Here is an 18147-nt window from a genome sequence, read left to right on the forward strand (position 1 = left end):
CAGTGGTCATCAGCCGCGCCGGGCCCGGGCCCAATGACGCGCCCCTGGGGACCAAGGACCCTGGCGCGTGCTGCCCGCATGCCAGAGGGTCCAAGGAGAGACAGGAGGCGACGAGCAATGACCCCAACGATGGTCGACACCAAGGTGCTCACCAGGGCGGTGGAGCTGGCGTGCCGGGCACCCTCGCTGCATAACAGCCAGCCGTGGCGATGGATTGCCGGCGGCCCGACCGTCGACCTCTTCGCCGACCCAGACCGCATGGTGCCCTCGGCCGACAGCTCGGGCCGCGAGTCGATCATCAGCTGCGGCGCGGTGCTCGACCACTTCCGGGTGGCGATGGCCGCCGAGGGGTGGGACACCATGGTCGACGAGTTTCCCAATCCCAACAACCTCGACCACCTGGCGTCGATCGACTTCGTCTCCGCCGAGTACGTCGCCGTCGCCCGGCGAGACCGCGCGGCGGCGATCGTGCGTCGCAGGACCGACCGGCGCCCGTTCGGCGCCCCCAGGGGCTGGGCGTCCTTCGAGCCGGTGCTGCGCAGCGCCTTCGATCCCGCCCTGGCCCGCCTCGACGCGCTGGCCGACGACGCACGGCCGCGGCTGGTGGAGGCCGCCCGCCTCAACGAGGCGTTGCGCCGCTACGACGACGTCTATCAGCACGAATTACGTTGGTGGACGGCGCCGGGCAGGCACGACGACGGCATACCCGAAGCGCTGGTGAACCAGCAACGCGCCGTCGACGTGAACCGCCGGTTTTCCGTCGACGAGCACCCCCGGGCAAGCTCCTCGGGTCCCCAGGATCAGGCCAAGGTCCTCGTCCTGTCCACACCCGGGGAGGCCCGCGCCGACGCGTTGCGGTGCGGGCAGGTGCTGTCGGCGATCCTGCTGGAGTGCACCATGGCCGGGTTCGCGACCTGCACCGTGACGCACGTGACGGAGCTGCGGCCCAGCCGCGACATGATCTCCGAGCTGATACCCGACGCCGAAGCGGTACCGCAGGTGCTGATCCGGGTCGGCACCGCGCTGCCGGGCCGGGGCGCTCCCGAACCGACACCACGGCGCCGGATACACGACGTCCTGGAGATGCGCCGATAGCGAGTCCGGTTGCACCCCAATCTGTTCCGAAGGGAGAGAACGACAAATGCACGCCGAGACGGGGGACTGGCTCATCATCAAGAGCGGCACGATCGGCCGCCCGGATCTGCGGGGACTGATCACCTCGGTGGGCGCACCGAACGGTGAACCGCCCTACCGGGTCCGGTGGCTGGCCACCGGGGAGGAAGCGACCGTGTTCCCGGGCCCCGACGCGATAGTCGTCACGGCCGCCGAGCAGAAGGCCGCCGACGAGCGGGCGCTGTCGCGGATCACCGCCGTCCAGGCCGCCATCAGGAACCGGGCCCAAGGCGGATAGGAAGCTCAAATGCCCTCCGCCACAGACGGATGCCCGTCGTTGACCGATTCCGACGTCGACGAGCTCGCGTACGAGTTCCTGCACTCGCCCTATGCCGGCGACACCTATGTCGACTGGCGCCTGGACCAGCGTCTGGACGGCTTTCTCCGGCACCGCGGATTGGTCCGTCTGGTGGAAGACGGCGACGCGTACGGGCTCATCCTCAACCGCGTCATGGCCTATATCGGCGAGCTGCGTCGACGACGCTGAGCCGACGAACGACCCGCAAGCCCGGGACTTCGGTCCCTACCGCCGATTACGCGGGTGCTGGTCGGATGGACTGGTCAATGGTCAAGAAGAGGTGTGTGATGACCAGAGCAACTGATGCCACCCGGCGCTCGCCGCGGCGTGTGTTCCGCGACCGCGCCGAAGCCGGCCGGGTTCTGGCGAACCTTCTCGGCGCCTACCGCGATCGGCACGACGTGATCGTGCTGGGGTTGGCGCGGGGCGGCGTACCCGTCGCCTGGGAGGTGGCGGCGGCGCTGCATGCGCCGCTGGACGCCTTCATCGTCCGCAAGCTCGGCGCTCCCGGCCATGAGGAGTTCGCCGTGGGCGCACTGGCGAGCGGGGGTCGCGTCGTGGTCAACGACGACGTCGTGCGGGGCTTGCGCATCACCCCGCAGGAATTGCGCGCCGTCGCCGAACGCGAAGGCCGGGAACTGATCCGGCGCGAGGCCGCCTATCGCGACGGCCGTCCGCCCGTGGATGTCGCCGGCAAGACGGTCATCCTCGTCGACGACGGCCTGGCCACCGGCGCGAGCATGTCCGCGGCCGTGCAGGCGCTGCGCGAAGCCGAACCCGCGCACATCGTCGTCGCCGTGCCGGCGGCACCGGAGTCGACGTGCCGGGAATTCGCCGGGCTGGTCGACGACGTCGTATGCGCGAGCATGCCCACCCCGTTCCTCGCCGTGGGGGAGTCGTTCTGGGATTTCCGCCAGGTCAGCGACGACGAGGTGCGTCGGCTGCTCGCCACCCCGACGATCGGGATCTCGGCGCCCGCCGCGGCGCGCACGCCCGCCGAGCTGATCGGCCGGGCGGCCATCGACGCGCCCGCGGGCGTCCCGCCCCGCGAGACGCTCGAGCAGCTGATCGGTGATGCGCGCATCGTGCTGATCGGCGAAAGTTCGCACGGCACACATGAGTTCTACGAAGCGCGCGCGGAGATCACCAAGTGGCTGATCGAGGAGAAGGGGTTCTGTGCCGTCGCGGCGGAGGCCGACTGGCCCGACGCGTACCGGGTGAATCGCTACGTCCGCGGCATCGGCGACGACACCAGCGCCGACGGGGCGCTGAGCGGATTCGAGCGGTTCCCCGCCTGGATGTGGCGCAACACCGTCGTCCGTGACTTCGTCGAGTGGTTGCGCACCCGAAACCGGTTGCACGAGAACAACGGTCAGCGCCAGGCCGGATTCTACGGCCTGGATCTCTACAGCCTGCACCGGTCGATGCACGAAGTGATCGGCTACCTGGACAAGATCGACCCGAGGGCGGCGGCGCGGGCGCGGGAGCGCTACGCGTGCTTCGACCACGCGTCGGCGGACGACGGCCAGGCGTACGGGTTCTCGGCGGCGTTCGGCGCCGGGCCGTCGTGCGAGAAGGAAGCGATCGATCAGCTGGTCGACATCCAGCGCCACGCGTTGGCCTACGCGCGCCGGGACGGGCTGCTCGCCGAGGACGAACTGTTCTACGCCCACCAGAACGCCCAGACGGTGCACAACGCGGAGGTGTACTACCGGGCGATGTTCAGCGGGCGGGTCACCTCCTGGAACCTGCGGGACAAGCACATGGCGCAGACGCTCGAGGCGCTGCTCAAGCATCTGGACCGCCACCAGGATGTCCCGTCGGCGCGCATCGTGGTGTGGGCACACAACTCCCACGTCGGGGACGCGCGCGCCACCGAGGTGTGGTCGGACGGTCAACTCACCCTGGGGCAGCTGGCCCGGCAGCGGCACGGCGACGATTCGCGCCTGATCGGCTTCAGCACGTACTCGGGCACGGTCACCGCCGCCAGCGACTGGGGTGGCATCGCCGAACGAAAGGTCGTCCGCCCCGCGCTCAACGGCAGCATCGAAGAACTCCTGCACGAGACGGGCCGCGGCGAGTTCCTGGTGTCGCCGCACATCGGCTCGGGGGCCGCCGAGCCGCTGAGCGCGGTCCGGTTGGGGCGTGCCATCGGCGTGATCTACCGGCCCGAAACCGAGCGGCAGAGCCACTACTTCCACGTCCGGCCGGCCGACCAGTTCGATGCGATGATCCACGTCGACAGGACCCGGGCGCTGCAACCGCTGGAGGTCACCAGCGTGTGGGTCGCCGGCGAAACGCCCGAAACGTACCCGAGCGGTCTCTAGGGGCGCCGACAGCAATGGAGACGCCAGCCGAGGGGAACACGCGCCGCACGCAGATCGTGACGCTGACCATGAACCCGGCGCTCGACATCACGACCAGCGTCGGCGTCGTGCGGCCGACCGACAAATTGCGCTGTTCCGCGACGCGCTACGACCCGGGTGGGGGCGGCATCAACGTCGCCCGGGTCGCGTGGGTCCTGGGCGCCTCGGTGCTGGCGCTGTTTCCCGCGGGCGGCTCGCACGGCGGCCTCCTGACGACTCTGCTCAGCGACGCGGAGGTGCCGTTTCGGCGGATTCCGATCGACGCGCAGACGCGGGAGAGCTTCACCGTCAACGAGACCAGCACCGGCCAGCAATACCGGTTCGTCCTGCCGGGCCCGCAGTTGACCGGTGCGGAGCAGGAGCAATGCCTCGACCTGCTGCGGATCGCGGCCGAATCGGCCGGATTCGTCGTGGCAAGCGGCAGCCTGCCGCCGGGTGTGCCGGCCGACTACTACCAGGGCGTCGCCGATATCTGCCGGCAGCTGGGCGTGCCGCTCATCTTGGACACGTCCGGCGGGGGCCTGCAGCACATCTCGTCGGGGGTGTACCTCCTCAAGGCGAGCGTGCGGGAACTGAGGGAATGCGTCGGGCGCCGGCTCGCCACCGAGCCCGAGCAGTTCGCCGCCGCCCATGAGCTGATCGACCGCGGCGTGGCGCGAGTGGTCGTGGTGTCCCTGGGTTCGTACGGTGCGCTGCTGGCCACACGCCATACCAGCCAGCGGTTTTCGGCCATACCCATGTCAGGCGGGAGCGGCGTCGGAGCGGGCGACGCGATGGTTGCCGCAATCACGGTGGCGCTCAGCCGCGGATGGCCGCTGGCGAAGTCCGTGCGGTTCGGCATCGCCGCGGGCACGGCGATGCTGATGACGCCCGGGACGGCGGTCTGCGACCGCGCGGACGTGGAGCGGCTTTTCGACCTCGTCGGCGAAGCCTACGACGTCAGTGACGTTGGGACGAAAGGCATCCGGGCTGAGGCCTAACGGCCCCTCCGCAACGGCGACGGGCGCAATATCCTGGCGGGCAGCGATGGAAATCACCTCAGGAGCCGACATGACGGAGCTGGACGCCAAGTCAGTGGTCGTGGGCGTCAACGGCTCGCAAGCCGCGGTGAACGCCGCCCGGTGGGCGGTCGACGAGGCGGTGAGTCGGCAGCTGCCCCTACGCCTTGTTTACGTCATCGCCGCCCGGGAGGCGGCGGGCGAGGTGGTGCCCGCCTCCGAGTGGGAGCTCGAGCGCGCGGAAACGGCGCTGTCGCAAGCGGAGTGGGCCCTGCAGCGGTCGCCGAGGCCGGTCGAGGTGGAGACGGCGATCCTCTCGGGGGACCCGGCGCAAGTGCTGGCAGACCAGTCGCAGGACGCGGCGCTGGTTTGCGTCGGCACCGCCAGGCGGGGATGGGTCTCCGACGGGTTGCTGGGCCCCACCGCGGCGGGCCTGGTGGCACACGCGCACTGCCCGGTAGCCGTCATCCGCACCAATCCCGACGGATCGCCGATGGAACTCGGTGTGATCGCCGTGGTGCTCAACGATGACCCCGACAACGACGAGGTTGTGCACCAGGCCATGGAGGAAGGGCGGCGCAGGCACGCCACGGTGCGCCAGATCGACCGCCGCCTGAACAGCTGGGTCCGCCGTTACCCCGATGTCTACGTCCAGACCGTCGCCGCCGGAACCGGCGCCAAACACGGCGAAACGCCCGGTGGCGCGATCGAATTGGCGGTGGTGGGCAGTGCCGATGCCGACGAGATGGTGGGGTTGGCCACCCCGAATTGCCATCCGATCGTCGGCTACCCCGACTGTTCGGTGCTTGTGCTCCGCCACTAGAAGACCGATGACCGAGTCAGCCAGGACCCAGTCGATCGTCGCCGGTATCGATGGCTCCAAGGCGGCGGTCCGCGCTGCCCTGTGGGGGGTCGACGAGGCGGTTAGCCGCGGTGTTCCGCTGCGCCTCCTGCACGTGACCGAGCGCAAAGGCGGCGCCGAACACGCGGAACTGGCGGTTCGGCAGGCGGTGACGGCGATTCGGGCGACGGGCAAGCCGGTGCAGATCGAGACGGAGGTCGTCGCCGGACCCGCGGTCGGGTCGCTGATTCGCGCGTCGGCGTCGGCGGCCATGGTCTGCGTGGGAGCCGTGGGACTGCGCCACTTCCAACCGGGCCGGGCCGGCTCCACCGCCGCGGCCCTGGCCACATCGTCGCACTGCCCGGTGGGGATCGTCCGCGGCCGGGACGGTCACCGCCCGCAACCCGGGGACAAGGCTGTCGTCGAGATCGACGGGTCCGCGGACCCGCATCTGCTCGATGCCGCCATCGACGAGGCCCTGCTGCGTGGCACCACCCTCGAGGCGGTCATCTCGCGACGGATCGGCCCGGCGGAGCGCGGTGTGGGGGCCGGCGAGGCCGATCGCCGGGCGCTCGCGGACCTGGATCGCCGGCTGGCCCGGTGGAAGCGGCGCCATCCGCAACTGCGCGTCGAGTCGGTCGCCGTGCACGTCGGCCTGTTGCAATACCTGGCCGGCCCCCGCGGGCCGGTCGGCTTGGTGATCGTCGGCGCCCACAATCGTGCGCATGTGGCCGAGCTCGTCGGACCGGTCGGCAGCTCGGTGATGCAGGACGCCAACTGTTCGCTGTTGGTGGTAAATCGGCAACACTTGTGACCCTGGACGATGATGGAGATGTGATATCCAGGTCGTATGACCGGCGAAAGGGCTCGTAATGGTTAAGGTTTTCCTGGTCGATGACCATGAAGTCGTCCGGCGCGGCCTCGCCGACCTATTGGCCTCCGACCCCGAGCTGGAAATCGTCGGCGAGGCGGGCTCCGTCTCGGAAGCCAAGGCGCGGATACCGGCGCTGCGACCCGACGTCGCCGTGCTCGACGTGCGGCTTCCGGACGGCAACGGCATCGAGCTGTGCCGTGACCTGGTGTCCGATCATCCCGATCTGCGCTGCCTGATGCTGACGTCGTTCACCTCCGACGAGGCGATGCTCGAGGCCATCCTGGCCGGGGCCAGCGGCTACGTCGTCAAGGACATCAAGGGGATGGAGCTGGCCCACGCCATCAAGGAGGTCGGCGCCGGAAAATCCCTGCTGGACAACCGGGCGGCGGCCGCGCTGATGGCGAAGCTCCGCGGTGCGGCCGAACGCGAAGACCCGCTGTCGGGGCTCACCGAGCAGGAGCGAACGCTGCTGGGGCTACTCAGCGAGGGCCTGACCAACAGGCAAATCGCGGCCCGGATGTTCCTCGCCGAGAAGACGGTGAAGAACTACGTGTCGCGGCTGCTGGCCAAGCTGGGTATGGAACGCCGTACCCAGGCGGCGGTATTCGCGTCCAAGCTGGACCAACAGTCCGGCCAGACCCAGACGCCGGCGGCGCCGCCCGACTAGCCGGCGGCCACGAAACGCCACGCGCCCGCCGCCGACTCTTCGCTTGGGCGCTTGACAAATTGCGACTAGGCTGGTCTGACCATCGGTCATGGCGCCGTGTCTAAAGCAGCGGGGAGGTCGGTCGCAATGACGAGCGACGATAGCGGCTCGGCATTCGCCGGACTCGGCCAGCGCGGCCTGGTGAGCAGGATGCACGAGCAACTCGACGAGTTGCTGGCGGCCCGCGATCAAATGGAGCAGCTGCTGCACGTCATCGTCGAGATCGGCGCGGGGCTCGACCTCGACGCCACCCTGCACCGGATCATCTCGGCGGCCAGGAGACTGGCGTCCGCCCCCTACGGCGCCCTGGCCGTCCGTGACCCCGAGGGCAACCTGCTCTCCTTCGTCCACGAGGGCATCGACGCGGAGACGGCGTCGCGCATCGGGCACCTGCCGGTGGGCAAGGGCCTGCTGAGCCTGTCCATGCTGGACACGCCGGCGTTGCGGATGGCAGACCTGACCACCCATCCGGCAGCCGTCGGCTTCCCCGAACACCACCCCCCGATGCGTGCCTTCCTCGCGGTCCCGATCACCATCCGCGACAACGTGTTCGGCAACCTCTACCTCACCCACGTCGAGCCCGGCCGGGTGTTCTCCGACTCCGACGAGGTGGCCGCCCGGGCGCTGGCGTTCGCCGCCGCGATCGCCATCGACAACGCGCAGGTGTTCGAACGCGAGCGCACCACCGCCAAGTGGATGGAGGCCAGCCGCGAAATCACCACCGCGCTGCTGTCCGATTCCGAGCCGCACCGCCGCCCCCTGCAGTTGATCGCCGAACGGGCCCGGGCCCTGACCGATGCCGAGCAGGCGATCGTCCTGGTGCCCGCCGATCCCGACGCGCCCGAGGACGAGGTCGACACGCTGGTGGTCTCGGCGGGGGTGGGGCTGCACGCCGCCGAGGTGGTCGGCCAACGGGTGCCGGTGGACGGCTCCACCAGCGGCGCCGTCTTCCGCTCCGGCGAACCGCTGATCACCGAGAGCCTGCGGTATCCGATTCAGGCCTTCACCGACGTCGGGCAGCGCCCGGCGATCCTCATGCCGCTGCGCGCCCACGACGAGGTCGTCGGCGTGATCGCCATCGCCCGCGGGAGCCACGAGCCGCCCTTCGACGAGAGCTACCTTGACCTGGTCAGCGATTTCGCCACCCACGCCGCGATAGCGCTGGTGCTCGCCTCGGCTCGTGACGACGCGCGCCAGGTGACCATCTTGGCCGAGCGCGAACGCATCGCGCACGACCTGCACGACCACGTGATCCAGCGGCTCTTCGCCGCCGGCATGGATTTGCAGGGAACGCTCGCCCGGGCGCGCAACCCGGAGGTGTCCGACCGGCTCAACCGCACGCTCGACGACCTCCAAACCATCATCGAAGAGATCCGCACGACGATCTTCCAGCTGAAATCCCCGCCGGGGAAGAACGACTTCCGGCACCGCATCCAGCAGGTGGTTGCCGACCTGACCGAGAACCGCGACATCGTGACCACCCTGCGCATGCACGGACCGATGACCGCCGTCGGCGGCGAGCTGGCCGACCACGCCGAGGCGGTGACCGCGGAGGCCGTCAGCAACGCCCTGCGCCACTCCGGCGCGTCGCGGCTGACCGTCGAGATCAGCGTCGCCGACATGTTCGTCCTCGACATCGTCGACAACGGCTCCGGCATACCTGCCGGCAACACGCGCCACAGTGGTTTGGCCAACATGAAGCGCCGCGCCGAACAACTCGGCGGTGCTTGCGAGATCACCCAGCCGCCGGAGGGCGGTACCCGGGTCCACTGGGTGGCGCCCATCATCGACCGGTAGCGATCGTTCGCGCCGGGACCAATGGGAGGGACCGGGGGTCTAACGACCCTGCCCAACCGCGTCGCCCGACGATTAGCCTCGGTCAGGTGACTGATCGGCCGGTGGACGTTGCGGCTACGGCCCGGCTACTCGACGGGCGCCTGGTGACGTTGCGGTCCCTCGCGGCCATCGACGCCGACGCCGTCCTGGCGCTGCACGAACACCTCTCCGACCACGACCGCTACTTCCGCTTCTTCACGCTGCAGCTGTCGCCGCTGCACGATCTCGTCGCCATGCTCACCGAGCCCGCGGACGGGTTGTACGCCCTGGGGGCCTTCGATGCCGGGCGGCTGATCGGCGTGGCCCACTGCGTCGTCCTCGAGGACCCAAAGGTCGCCGAGATCGCGATCGTGGTGGCGCACGAGGACCATTCGATGGGCGTGGGCACCGCCCTGCTCAAGCACCTCGCTCCCATCGCCAGAGCTCACGGGATCGCGCGGTTCGTCGCGGACGTCCTCGGCGAGAATCACCTCATGCTCACGGTTTTCTTCGATCTCGGCTGGCCATGCCGGCCGATTGATTACGGATCGATTCGTCACCTCGAGATCGAGCTACCGGAATTCGACGAGGCGCCGGCATAAAGGAGCAGGAGATGGCGGAAAGCGGGAAGAAGCACGGGGTGTTGGTGTGTGTCGACGGGTCGGCGGCGTCCGACGCCGCCGTCGCCTGGGGGGCCCGCGAGGCGGTCATGCGTGGCATGCCCATCACGCTGATGCACGCCGTCCCGCCGGTCGTGGTCGGGTGGCCGGTGGGCCAACTGTACGCGGACATGCCCGAGTGGCAGCAGGACAGCGCCCAGCACGTCATCGACCAGGCCCGCGCGGCGCTCGCCGCCAGCCTGGGGGGCGCCGAACCGCCCGAGATACGCACCCGGACCGTGTATTCGGCGATCGTCCCGGCACTGATCGAGGCCTCCGGGGACGCCTGGATGCTCGTCGCCGGAAGCCAGGGGCTCGGTGCCCTCGGGCGCCTGCTGCTCGGCTCGGTGACGACGGGACTCGTCCACTACGCGCACTGTCCGGTGGCGGTCATCCACTCCGGCGAGGGCGCGGCGCCGGACCCCGGCGCGCCCGTGCTGCTGGGCGTCGACGGATCCCCGGCGTCGGAAGCCGCGACCGCGATCGCCTTCGACGAGGCGTCGCGCCGGAAAGTGGGGCTGGTGGCGCTGCACGTGTGGAGCGATGTGGGGGTGTTTCCCATCCTCGGCATGGACTGGCATGACCGCGAGAAGGAAGGGCAGGAGATCCTCGCCGAGCGCCTGGCCGGCTGGCAGGAACGCTATCCCGACGTGCATGTGGAGCGGAAACTGTTCTGCGACAAGCCCTCCGAGTGGCTGCTGAAGGAATCCGAACACGCTCAGCTGGTGGTGGTCGGCAGCCGCGGCCGGGGCGGATTCCCCGGGATGTTGCTCGGCTCGGTGAGTTCCGCGGTGGCGCAGTCGGCCCGCGTCCCGGTGCTGGTCGTCCGTTGACGAAGAGAATCGCTGGCGTTGCAGGAGGCTGGTCATGATCGAACTGCTCGAGGGCATGCCGGAGAAGGTGATCGGCATTCGCGTGTCGGGGCGGCTGCGCGGTGACGAGCTGCGCGGCGTCAAGCCCGAAATCGACCGGGTGCTGCAGGCCGGCGAGGTGAGGATCGTCGAGGTGATCGAATCCGATTACGAGGGATTCGGGCCCGGCGGATTCCTCGAGGATCTCAAGCTCGGCTTCGGCACCGTCCTGCCGCACCATTCGGCGTTCAAGCGGATCGCGGTGGTCTCCGACAAGGACTGGGTCGCGCCCGTCCTGCACGCTCTGGCGTGGATGGTGCCGGGCGAGATCGCCGTCTTCGGGCTCGGTGAGCTCGACCGCGCCAAGGCCTGGGCGGCCGGATAGCCCACCCACTCAGTCGCGTACGACGAGCACCGAACACCCGGGGTGGCCGTTCGGGTGCGTGGTGATCGGGCCGACCATGCGGGCGACCTTGTCGGCGTCCCCGCTGCCCACCACCGCCAGCTGGACGGGTTCGGAGGTATGAGTGAGGAATTCGGCGGCCCCACGCCGCGCGGCGGCGGGTTGGACGTGCACCTCGGGGTGTTGCGACACCCAGGGGTGGAGCCGGTGATCGAGCTGTTGGTAGGGGATCTCGCCCAGGCCCCAACGCCAGACTCCCATCGCCAGGATGGGGGCTTCCCGAAGGCGCGCCTCGCGGAAGCCGTGCTCGAGCACCGCGTCGTTGGCGGCCGACTCGTCGACGGCCACGGCCACGTACCCGCCATCCGACAGGGTGGCGTCGGGGCCGCTGCGAATGACGGCCACCGGGCAGAGCGCCTTCTGCGCCACCGTGGCCGCGGTCGAGCCGAGGACCTTGCGGGCCACCCAGCCGGTCCCCACCGATCCCACGCAAACCATTGCGGCGCCGCGGGATTCGTCGATCAAAGCACTTTCCGAGGAGCCCCGCACGACGTCGCACTCGATCTTGACCGGCTGACCCATGGCCTGAAGCGCCGCGTCGGCGGCGCGCAACGACGTCTGGGCGTACTGGAGGTCCAGGCTGTCGTCGCCGGCCGCGCCCGCGCGACGCTCGGGGATGGCGTGGATCAGCCGCAGCGGGATGTTGCGGCTGACGGCCTCGGCGACGGCCCATTTGGCCGCGTTGATCGCGGCGTCCGAGCCGTCGATACCCACCACGATTCGCTGCGACGACTGCGGATTGCTCATCGAATCCTCCTGTATGAGTGGCTGCCGGGGCGCCAACGCGCGCCACTGCCCACGTTATGGGCCCGGCGGCGCGGTCCAGCAGGGCCGTTCGACCCCCCTTGCCGGGCATTGGTCACCACGGTTCAGGCGACTCCGACGGTGTGCCCGGGCGCCAGGCGTTGCACCCGGCCGCGGCATTCCACCGCGATCGACGCGGTGTTGCCCGCCTCGGAGGTGAGATCGGCCTCCCGCCCGCTGACCCGCAGGTGCAGCCGCTGGCCACGATAGACGAAGGGGAACCCGATGGGGTCCAGCGCTTTCGGCCACTGTGGGCTCAGGATCAGCCGGTCGTCGCGGGTTTCCAGCCCGGTGAAGCAGCGTTGCAGCAGGTCGATGCTGCCGGCCATCGCGGCCAGGTGTATCCCTTCCGACGTGGTGCCGCCCTGGATGTCGACGATGTCGGAGGCGAGCACCTGCACGAAATACTTCATGGCGTGGTGCCGGTTGGCGCGGGTGACCACCCACGAATGGACGAGCGCGCTGAGCGTCGATCCGTCCGAGGTGCGCGCGAGGTAGTAGTCCACGGTCGCCGGGATGCGCTCGGGCGCAAAGCGGTAACCGAGCCGGCCGAACAGGGCCAGCAACTCGTCCGACGACAGCAGGTAGAACAGCATCAGCACGTCGGCCTGCTTGGACGCTTTGTAGTTGTTCACGCTGTCGTTCTCGGCCTCCAGGATCCGGTCGAGCCGCTGGATGTTGCCGTAGCGCTGCCGGTATCGCTCCCAATCCAGCTCGGCCAGTTGGGAATAGCCTTCGAACTGGCTGATCACGTTGTCGTGGAAGGGGACGAACATGCGCCGGGTCACGTGCTCCCACCGGCTCAGCTCGTCGCTGGTGAGGTCGATCTTGCCGACCAGGTCGAGGCGGTCCCGCAGCGGAAGCAGGTCCAGGGCATCCATCGCTCGCAGGATCGTCCACACCGCCATGACGTTGGTGTACGCGTTGTTGTCGATCCCGTCGTATTCCTTGCCCGGGTAGCCTGAGTGGAACTCGTCGGGGCCGATGATGCCGTTGATCGTGTAGCGGCCGCGAGCTTCGTCGAAGCCGGCGAGCCCCACCCAGAACCGCGCGATCTCGACCAGCATCTCCGCGCCGTAGTCGACGAGAAACTGCCGGTCCCCGGTCACCTGGTAGTGCTGCCAGGTGTTGTAGGCGATGGCCAGGCCCACGTGGTGGGCGCGCGCGCTGGCATCCGGATTCCACCGGCCGGACTGCGGATTGAGGTGCAGTTCCTGGCTCACCTCGCGGCCGTCGCTGCCCGATTGCCACGGATACATCGCGCCCAGGTAGCCGGCTCGCCGGGCCGCCCGGCGGGCCTCGGGCAGCCGACGGTAGCGATAGAGCAGCAGTGAGCGCGCCACGTTGGGCATGCGCACGCTCAGTACCGGGGAGACGAAAAGCGAGTCCCAGAAGACGTGTCCGCGGTAGGCCTCGCCGTGCAGTCCGCGCGCGGGGACCCCGGCGTCGAGTTCGGCGGTGTGCGGCGAGAGCGTTTGCAGCAGGTGCACCAGGTGCAGCCGCAGGATGCGCAGCGCGTCGGGGCCTTCGGTCAGGCCGATGCTGCATTGTTCCCACAGCAGGTCCCACGCGCGGGCGTGCTGACGGTGCAGTTCGCCATACCTGTCGGCGGCGTCGAGGTGCAGCTGGGCGGTGCCGGCCGGTTCGGAGATCGCGCTGTCCCGGCCCGTGAAGATCGTCGCGATCTTCTCGCAGGTGACCGATTGCCCCGCGGCCAGCTCCACCCGGATGTCGTGACCGCCCCGGTCGGCTTCCCGGACGATCTGGTACTGCGCGACGGCCCGGGCGTCGCCGCACCACACGGTGCTGCGCGCGGCCACCGCGATGGCGATGCGCGACTGCACGGTCTCGGTGCGCAGCACCACCGCGTCTTCCGTGAATTCGTCGATCACCGGTGACGCGAGGTGGGTGCTCGACAGCGAGCGGTAGCGCTCCACCATGGTGTTGCGCACGCTGCCGTCCAGCAGCGACCGGAATTCCACGGTGCCCGACCAGTTCTCCGCAACGATCGTGGTCCGCATGGCGACCAGGTGTGGCTGGTCCATCGATGCGAACCGTTCCTGGGTCACTCTCGTGATCTGCCCCGCAGCGTCGGAGAACCGCAGCGTGCGGGTCAGCGTCGCATGCCGCAGGTCGAACGTCTGGCGGTAGAACAACAGGTGGACATCGTCGATGTGAAACCACGGACCGCCGTTGATCCGAAATGTCAGCGACAACCAGTTGGGCAGGTTGACCAGGCTCTCGTTCTCGACGGATCGGTCGGCTATCCGATCGGACAGCGTGTTGTAGACGCCCGCGGCGTAGGTGCCCGGGTAGTGCGCCTGCGCTGCCGTGGCCTCCGGAGCGCAGCCCCGGGTGGCGACGTAGCCGTTGCCGACGGTGCACAGCGTTTCGCGCAGCCGCTCGTATGCGGGGTCATAGCCCTCGTAGACCAGTTCCCACGGATCGCGGGGTGCGGTCGCCGCGTCGCGCAGGTCGTCGGCTAGGCGCCGGACGAAGCCGGATACCGCGGGCGGGTCGGCGAGGCTGAACAATGCGGCGGAGGTGCGGTCGCCGTCCTCGTTGTGCCGCAACGCAATTCCCACCCCGTCGAACTGCACCGCGTCGAAAGCGTCTTCGTCGGCGATGTCGTCGCCGATGTAGATCGGCAACATGGTGCCGGAGCCGGCACCCTCGATCTGTTCGAGGATCCAGCGCAGCGTTTTGCCCTTGTCCCAGTCGAGGCTGGGGCGAAGCTCGATGACCTTGCGGCCCATCGTGATCCGCAGGCAGTGCGACCGCCCGAGTTTGCGCGCCGTCGCGATCACGCGGTCGACCTCGGCCGGGTCGACGTTGCGATAGTGGATCGCAACCGCGAACCGCTTGCGCTCCACGTAGATTCCGGAGACGTCGGTGAGCAGCTCCGCCATCCGGTCGGCCACGCGGGTCAGGGCGCCCACCGCATCGGCGTCGGCGTTCTCGTGGTGGGTTCCGTCGGGTGCGACGAGCTCGAAGCCGTGACCGGCCGCGTACCAGATCCCGTCGACCTGCACGCGTTCGCGAAGATCGTCCAGGTCGCGGCCGCTGATCACCGCGACCGGGCATTGCGCTGCCAGCGCGCGCAGCGCTTCCCGGGCGCCCTCGACGAGCGTGGCGGATTCGGGCCGGGCGGCGATCTCGGACAGCGTGCCGTCGAAGTGCAGGAACACCGCCGGCCGCCGGCTCGCCACCAGCTCTTTGAGCTGGTTGTAGACCCCCATCGCGTCGGCGATACCCGACAACGGGGCGCCCCCGCGTCGCACCGAGATCTCCGCAAGGTCGGCGGCGACGGTGTCCGCCCCGCGGGACAGCAACCCGTCGCCCCCGCCGTTGCGCTCGAGGCCGATGACGAGGCCGAAGCCGGCGTCCCGGCCGGCTGCCACCCCCGCCTCGTCGCAGTCGATGAGGACGCAGCGCACCGGGTGCACGCCCAGCCGCGTCGACGTCATGATCAGCGCCGCGTCGACCTGCTCGGCCGTGTCGGCCGCGCCGACGGCGACGCCGACGAGTTCCTCGATTCCCGCGGCGCGCAACAGGGCGGCGCAGTCTCGGCTGGACGAGTAGACGGCGGTGGCCACGCCGGCGTCGCGCGACCGCTGCAGGAATGCAGCGGTGGAATCGCGGGCCTCGACCACGCCCGGTGCCGCCTGGGCGATCACGCAGTCGAGCCCGAGGATCACCGCGTCGTGGTAGCGCTTGTCGACAGTGACTGGCGATTCGGACACGTCTGTGACGATGCCACAGCGCGGGCGCCGATCAAGGGCCGTCGACGCAGGCGAGGCCTCATGGCCATGCGGTTGGTGACTAAAGCCTCATGATCGACGGTGGTTCGCGCCATAGCGTTTTGGGCGAGGAGAGGGAGAACATCATGTCTGCACTTGCAAACCCCCATGGCATCGTCGTCGGGATCGACGGATCGCCGGCCTCCAACGCTGCCGTCTGCTGGGCGGCCCGGGACGCGGCCCTGCGGCACGTCCCGCTGACCGTGGTCCACATGGTCAACGCCACCGTGCCGATGTATCCCGCCCTGCCCCTGTCGACCGGTGTGGCGGTGTGGCAGGAGGAGCAGGGCCGCGAGGTGCTCGAGCAGGCCGTCAAGATCGCCGAGGAGGCCGTCACCACCGACCGCAAGGTCGACGTCCGCAGCGAGCTCAGGTGTGCACCCCCGGTGCCCACCCTGGTCGAGATGTCCAAAGAGGCCGAGATGGTGGTCGTGGGCAGCAACGGGCGCGGGGCGCTGGGCAGGCTGTTGCTGGGTTCGGTCAGCAGCGCCGTGGTGCGCGGCGCGCGCTGCCCGGTCGCGGTGATCCGCGACGAGGATCCGCTCATGGAGCATCCCCAGCAGGCCCCGGTGCTGGTGGGCATCGACGGCTCACCCGCCTCGGAGGCCGCGGTGGGCGTGGCGTTCGACGAAGCGTCGCGTCGCGGTGTGCAGCTGACCGCCGTGCACGCCTGGAGTGACGTGGACGTCTTCGAACTGCCCGGGGTGGATTGGTCGGCGGTGAGGTCGGAGGCCGAGCGGAGCCTGGCGGAGCAATTGGCCGGCTGGCAGGAACGCTATCCCGACGTCACCGTGCAACGCCTCGTCGTCGCCGACCGGCCGGCCCGCCAGCTCATCGAACAATCGGAGTCCGCGCAACTCGTCGTCGTGGGCAGCCACGGCCGCGGCGGCCTGTCCGGCATGCTGCTGGGTTCGGTGAGCAACGCCGTCGTGCACTCGGTGCGCATGCCCGTCATCGTGGCGCGGCCCTCGTAGAGCCGCCGCGCCGCCGTGCCGTATCTCAAGCTGCACGAAACCCACACGGGCGTCGTGATTCTCGCCGGCGACCGCGCATACAAAGCCAAGAAGCCGGTGCTGACCGACTTTCTCGACTTCCGCGCGCCGCAGCAGCGCGAGCACGCCTGCCGCCGGGAGGTCGAGCTCAACAGCCGGCTCTCGCCCGAGAGCTACCTCGGCGTCGCCCACCTCACCGACCCGCTCGGCGGGCCGGCCGAGCCGGTCGTGGTCATGCGGCGCTACCGCGACGAGGACCGCCTCGCGCACTTGGTGGCCCACGACACTTCAGAGTCCGTGCACCGCGTGCTGGACGCGATCGCGGCCGTGTTGGCCCGCTTCCACGAACGCGCCGAGCGCGGCGAGCGGATCGACGCCCAGGGCGAGCCGGCCGCGATCGAGGGGCGCTGGCAGGAGAACCTGTCCGAATTGGAACGATATGCGAACCAAGCGATTCCGGGCATAGCCGAAAGTGAGGTAGCCCATCTGCAGCGCCTGGTGGCCCAGTTCGTCGCCGGGCGCGGGCGGCTGTTCGCGCGGCGCATCCGCGAAGGGCGCATCGTCGACGGGCACGGCGACCTGCTCGCCGACGACATCTTCTGGGTCGGGGGCACCCCGGCACTGCTGGACTGCCTGGAGTTCGACGACCGGCTGCGCCACGTCGACTGCATCGACGACGCCGCCTTCCTCGCAATGGACCTGGAGTATCTGGGCCACAAGGACCTCGGCGACTACTTCCTGCGGCGCTACGCCGAGCATGCGGGTCGGGCGGCGCCACCGGCGCTGTCCGACTTCTACATCGCCTACCGGGCCGCGGTGCGGGCCAAGGTGGACTGCGTCCGCGTTTCGCAGGGCAGCCCGGGCGCGTCCGACGACGCCGCCCGCCACCTGGCCATCGCCACGCGGCACCTGCAGAGCGGCACCATTCGGCTTGTGCTCGTCGGCGGCAACCCGGGCACCGGGAAGTCCACCGTGGCCCGCGGGCTGGCCGAATCGTTTGGTGCGCGGCTTATTTCCACCGACGACGTACGCCGGGAGCTTCGGGACTCGGGCGCCATCGCCGGTGAGCCCGGCGTGCTGAACGCCGGGCTCTACAGTCCCGACCAGGTCGCGGTGGTCTACGAGACCGCCCTCCGCCGCGCGCGGCAATTGCTGGGCGAGGGGCACTCGGTGATCCTCGACGGCACCTGGCGCGATCCGCGGACGCGCGAGGCGGCTCGCCGGCTGGCCACCGAGACCCACTCGGCGCTCGTCGAATTCGTGTGCTCGGCGACGGCCGACGTGGCGGCCGACCGGATCAAGACCAGGCCCGCGGGCAATTCGGAGGTGACCCCGGAGATCGCCGCCGCCCTGGCCGCCGGGCACGCCGACTGGGACGGCGCGCACCGGATCGACACCTCGCGGCGCCCGGACCTCGTCGCTCGCGAGGCGCACGAGCTCTGGGTGCGCGCGACGTAACAGCCCTCAGCAGGTTCCAACGTCCCGGCCGTCGGGGACCAACGGCCCT

The 18147-nt window shown here is 69.8% G+C and carries 16 protein-coding genes; 14 read left to right on the top strand and 2 right to left on the bottom strand.

Features of this window, described 5'->3' with window-relative positions:
- The first annotated feature begins 117 nt into the window (after window positions 1-117).
- From AWC03_RS24970 to AWC03_RS25025, 12 genes are all read left to right on the top strand, one after another.
- Window positions 118-1095 (top strand): Acg family FMN-binding oxidoreductase, encoded by a 978-nt coding sequence (locus tag AWC03_RS24970; protein WP_085243381.1) that lies wholly within the window; start codon window positions 118-120, stop codon window positions 1093-1095.
- Between the two features lie 46 nt (window positions 1096-1141).
- Window positions 1142-1411 carry a DUF1918 domain-containing protein gene (locus tag AWC03_RS24975; RefSeq protein ID WP_085243382.1) on the top strand — a complete coding sequence of 90 codons (270 nt, stop codon included), beginning with the start codon at window positions 1142-1144 and terminating at the stop codon, window positions 1409-1411.
- Window positions 1412-1420: 9 nt separating this feature from the next.
- Window positions 1421-1660 carry a hypothetical protein gene (locus AWC03_RS24980; protein ID WP_085243383.1) on the top strand — a complete coding sequence of 80 codons (240 nt, stop codon included), beginning with the start codon at window positions 1421-1423 and terminating at the stop codon, window positions 1658-1660.
- Between the two features lie 77 nt (window positions 1661-1737).
- Complete coding sequence (locus AWC03_RS24985) at window positions 1738-3798, top strand: erythromycin esterase family protein (RefSeq protein WP_208859440.1); 2061 nt, start codon at window positions 1738-1740, stop codon at window positions 3796-3798.
- A gap of 14 nt (window positions 3799-3812) precedes the next feature.
- Complete coding sequence (locus AWC03_RS24990; protein WP_085243384.1) at window positions 3813-4817, top strand: 1-phosphofructokinase family hexose kinase; 1005 nt, start codon at window positions 3813-3815, stop codon at window positions 4815-4817.
- 70 nt (window positions 4818-4887) lie between these two features.
- Window positions 4888-5658: a universal stress protein gene (locus AWC03_RS24995; RefSeq protein ID WP_085243502.1), complete on the top strand. Its 771-nt coding sequence runs from the start codon at window positions 4888-4890 to the stop codon at window positions 5656-5658.
- A 7-nt stretch (window positions 5659-5665) separates the two neighbouring features.
- Entirely contained in the window at window positions 5666-6490 is an 825-nt protein-coding gene (locus AWC03_RS25000; protein ID WP_085243385.1) for a universal stress protein, read from the top strand.
- Window positions 6491-6548: 58 nt separating this feature from the next.
- Window positions 6549-7217: a hypoxia response regulator transcription factor DosR/DevR gene (gene dosR / locus AWC03_RS25005; protein ID WP_085243386.1), complete on the top strand. Its 669-nt coding sequence runs from the start codon at window positions 6549-6551 to the stop codon at window positions 7215-7217.
- A gap of 189 nt (window positions 7218-7406) precedes the next feature.
- A complete protein-coding gene (locus tag AWC03_RS25010) occupies window positions 7407-9053 on the top strand; it encodes a GAF domain-containing sensor histidine kinase (RefSeq protein WP_249025973.1) in 1647 nt (548 codons plus the stop codon).
- Between the two features lie 86 nt (window positions 9054-9139).
- Window positions 9140-9673 (top strand): GNAT family N-acetyltransferase, encoded by a 534-nt coding sequence (locus AWC03_RS25015; protein ID WP_158090004.1) that lies wholly within the window; start codon window positions 9140-9142, stop codon window positions 9671-9673.
- Window positions 9674-9684: 11 nt separating this feature from the next.
- On the top strand, window positions 9685-10563 hold the full coding sequence (locus tag AWC03_RS25020; RefSeq protein WP_085243389.1) for a universal stress protein: 879 nt from the start codon (window positions 9685-9687) through the stop codon (window positions 10561-10563).
- A gap of 34 nt (window positions 10564-10597) precedes the next feature.
- Complete coding sequence (locus tag AWC03_RS25025; RefSeq protein ID WP_085243390.1) at window positions 10598-10966, top strand: SpoIIAA family protein; 369 nt, start codon at window positions 10598-10600, stop codon at window positions 10964-10966.
- Between the two features lie 9 nt (window positions 10967-10975).
- Here the strand turns inward: AWC03_RS25025 and AWC03_RS25030 are convergent, their stop codons facing one another.
- Both AWC03_RS25030 and otsB read right to left on the bottom strand, forming a co-directional pair.
- The gene (locus tag AWC03_RS25030) at window positions 10976-11791 is read right to left on the bottom strand and encodes a universal stress protein (protein WP_085243391.1); all 816 of its coding nucleotides are present in this window, start codon (window positions 11789-11791) and stop codon (window positions 10976-10978) included.
- A gap of 122 nt (window positions 11792-11913) precedes the next feature.
- Entirely contained in the window at window positions 11914-15546 is a 3633-nt protein-coding gene (gene otsB / locus AWC03_RS25035; protein WP_420845697.1) for a trehalose-phosphatase, read from the bottom strand.
- Window positions 15547-15734: 188 nt separating this feature from the next.
- Between otsB and AWC03_RS25040 the strand changes: the two genes are divergently transcribed.
- Together AWC03_RS25040 and AWC03_RS25045 are read left to right on the top strand one after the other, a co-directional pair.
- The gene (locus AWC03_RS25040; RefSeq protein WP_085243504.1) at window positions 15735-16622 is read left to right on the top strand and encodes a universal stress protein; all 888 of its coding nucleotides are present in this window, start codon (window positions 15735-15737) and stop codon (window positions 16620-16622) included.
- Between the two features lie 15 nt (window positions 16623-16637).
- Window positions 16638-18098, top strand: coding sequence for a bifunctional aminoglycoside phosphotransferase/ATP-binding protein (locus tag AWC03_RS25045; protein ID WP_142278517.1), 1461 nt, complete (start codon window positions 16638-16640; stop codon window positions 18096-18098).
- Window positions 18099-18147 lie beyond the last annotated feature (49 nt).

This window comes from Mycobacterium europaeum, assembly GCF_002102155.1.
Classification (GTDB): domain Bacteria; phylum Actinomycetota; class Actinomycetes; order Mycobacteriales; family Mycobacteriaceae; genus Mycobacterium; species Mycobacterium europaeum.